Below are 3,195 nucleotides of genomic sequence, written 5' to 3'. Positions count from 1 at the left end.
CAACACAGTGGACGCGAGCAACTGAGGACAAGCCCTCGGCCTATTAGTACCGGTCACCTCCACACCTCACGGTGCTTCCAGATCCGGCCTATCAACCCAGTCGTCTACTGGGAGCCTTAACCCCTCAAAGGGGGTGGGAATACTCATCTCGAAGCAGGCTTCCCGCTTAGATGCTTTCAGCGGTTATCCTTTCCGAACGTAGCCAACCAGCCATGCCCTTGGCAGAACAACTGGCACACCAGAGGTTCGTCCGTCCCGGTCCTCTCGTACTAGGGACAGCCCTTCTCAATATTCCTACGCGCACAGAGGATAGGGACCGAACTGTCTCACGACGTTCTAAACCCAGCTCGCGTACCGCTTTAATGGGCGAACAGCCCAACCCTTGGGACCGACTCCAGCCCCAGGATGCGACGAGCCGACATCGAGGTGCCAAACCATCCCGTCGATATGGACTCTTGGGGAAGATCAGCCTGTTATCCCCGGGGTACCTTTTATCCGTTGAGCGACGGCGCTTCCACAAGCCACCGCCGGATCACTAGTCCCGACTTTCGTCCCTGCTCGACCCGTCGGTCTCACAGTCAAGCTCCCTTGTGCACTTACACTCAACACCTGATTACCAACCAGGCTGAGGGAACCTTTGGGCGCCTCCGTTACCCTTTGGGAGGCAACCGCCCCAGTTAAACTACCCATCAGACACTGTCCCTGATCCGGATCACGGACCCAGGTTAGACATCCAGCACGACCAGAGTGGTATTTCAACGACGACTCCCCCGATACTGGCGTACCGGGATCAAAGTCTCCCACCTATCCTACACAAGCCGAACCGAACACCAATATCAAACTGTAGTAAAGGTCCCGGGGTCTTTCCGTCCTTCTGCGCGAAACGAGCATCTTTACTCGTAGTGCAATTTCACCGGGCCTATGGTTGAGACAGTCGAGAAGTCGTTACGCCATTCGTGCAGGTCGGAACTTACCCGACAAGGAATTTCGCTACCTTAGGATGGTTATAGTTACCACCGCCGTTTACTGGCGCTTAAGTTCTCAGCTTCGCCCGACCGAAGTCGGACTAACCGGTCCCCTTAACGTTCCAGCACCGGGCAGGCGTCAGTCCGTATACATCGCCTTACGGCTTCGCACGGACCTGTGTTTTTAGTAAACAGTCGCTTCTCGCTGGTCTCTGCGGCCACCCCCAGCTCACGGAGTAAATCCGGTCACCAGGCGTGGCCCCCCTTCTCCCGAAGTTACGGGGGCATTTTGCCGAGTTCCTTAACCATAGTTCACCCGAACGCCTCGGTATTCTCTACCTGACCACCTGAGTCGGTTTAGGGTACGGGCCGCCATGAAACTCGCTAGAGGCTTTTCTCGACAGCATAGGATCATCCACTTCACCACAATCGGCTCGGCATCAGGTCTCAGGCTATTGCTGTCCGGATTTACCTGGACAACGCCCTACACCCTTACCCCGGGACAACCACCGCCCGGGCTGGACTACCTTCCTGCGTCACCCCATCACTCACCTACTACCAACTTGGGCCGGCGGCTCCACCACTTTCCATTCCCCGAAGGGTCCGGAACGGCTTCACGGCCTTAGCATCACTGGATTCGATGTCTTTCGCGTCACAGCGGGTACCGGAATATCAACCGGTTATCCATCGACTACGCCTGTCGGCCTCGCCTTAGGTCCCGACTTACCCTGGGCAGATCAGCTTGACCCAGGAACCCTTAGTCAATCGGCGCACACGTTTCTCACGTGTGAATCGCTACTCATGCCTGCATTCTCACTCGTGAACCGTCCACAACTACCTTCCGGCGCTGCTTCACCCGGCACACGACGCTCCCCTACCCATCCATACGGGCGTTGGCCCTGTTGTATGAATGACACGACTTCGGCGGTACGCTTGAGCCCCGCTACATTGTCGGCGCGGAATCACTTGACCAGTGAGCTATTACGCACTCTTTCAAGGATGGCTGCTTCTAAGCCAACCTCCTGGTTGTCTCTGCGACTCCACATCCTTTCCCACTTAGCGTACGCTTAGGGGCCTTAGTCGATGCTCTGGGCTGTTTCCCTCTCGACCATGGAGCTTATCCCCCACAGTCTCACTGCCGCGCTCTCACTTACCGGCATTCGGAGTTTGGCTAAGGTCAGTAACCCGGTAGGGCCCATCGCCTATCCAGTGCTCTACCTCCGGCAAGAAACACACGACGCTGCACCTAAATGCATTTCGGGGAGAACCAGCTATCACGGAGTTTGATTGGCCTTTCACCCCTAACCACAGGTCATCCCCCAGGTTTTCAACCCTGGTGGGTTCGGTCCTCCACGAAGTCTTACCTCCGCTTCAACCTGCCCATGGCTAGATCACTCCGCTTCGGGTCTTGAGCGCGCTACTCCATCGCCCTATTCGGACTCGCTTTCGCTACGGCTTCCCCACACGGGTTAACCTCGCAACACACCGCAAACTCGCAGGCTCATTCTTCAAAAGGCACGCAGTCACGACGCAAGGAACAAGTTCCTTGCGCGACGCTCCCACGGCTTGTAGGCACACGGTTTCAGGTACTATTTCACTCCGCTCCCGCGGTACTTTTCACCATTCCCTCACGGTACTATCCGCTATCGGTCACCAGGGAATATTTAGGCTTAACGGGTGGTCCCGCCAGATTCACACAGGATTTCTCGGGCCCCGTGCTACTTGGGTGTCTCTCAAACGAGCCGCTGACGTTTCGACTACGGGGGTCTTACCCTCTACGCCGGACCTTTCGCATGTCCTTCGCCTACATCAACGGTTTCTCACTCGTCGACCAACCGGCAGATTGATCAAGAGAGATCCCACAACCCCGCACACGCAACCCCTGCCGGGTCTCACACGTATACGGTTTGGCCTCATCCAGTTTCGCTCGCCACTACTCCCGGAATCACGGTTGTTTTCTCTTCCTGCGGGTACTGAGATGTTTCACTTCCCCGCGTTCCCTCCACACTGCCTATATATTCAGCAGCGGGTGACAGCCCATGACGACTGCCGGGTTTCCCCATTCGGAAACCCCCGGATCAAAGCCTGGTTGACGACTCCCCGGGGACTATCGTGGCCTCCCACGTCCTTCATCGGTTCCTGGTGCCAAGGCATCCACCGTGCGCCCTTAAAAACTTGGCCACAGATGCTCGCGTCCACTGTGCAGTTCTCAAACAACGACCAACCACCC

1 rRNA gene is annotated in these 3,195 nt (G+C 56.8%); it reads right to left on the bottom strand.

The annotated features are described in order from the left end of the window. Positions 1-23: 23 nt before the first annotated feature. Positions 24-3,146 (bottom strand): 23S ribosomal RNA (locus RBJ65_RS41965). Positions 3,147-3,195 lie beyond the last annotated feature (49 nt).

Source organism: Streptomyces sp. KL109B (genome assembly GCF_030766935.1).
GTDB lineage: Bacteria > Actinomycetota > Actinomycetes > Streptomycetales > Streptomycetaceae > Streptomyces.
Note: the sequence above shows the minus strand (reverse complement) of the source record. Positions and strands in the feature narration are given on the sequence as shown.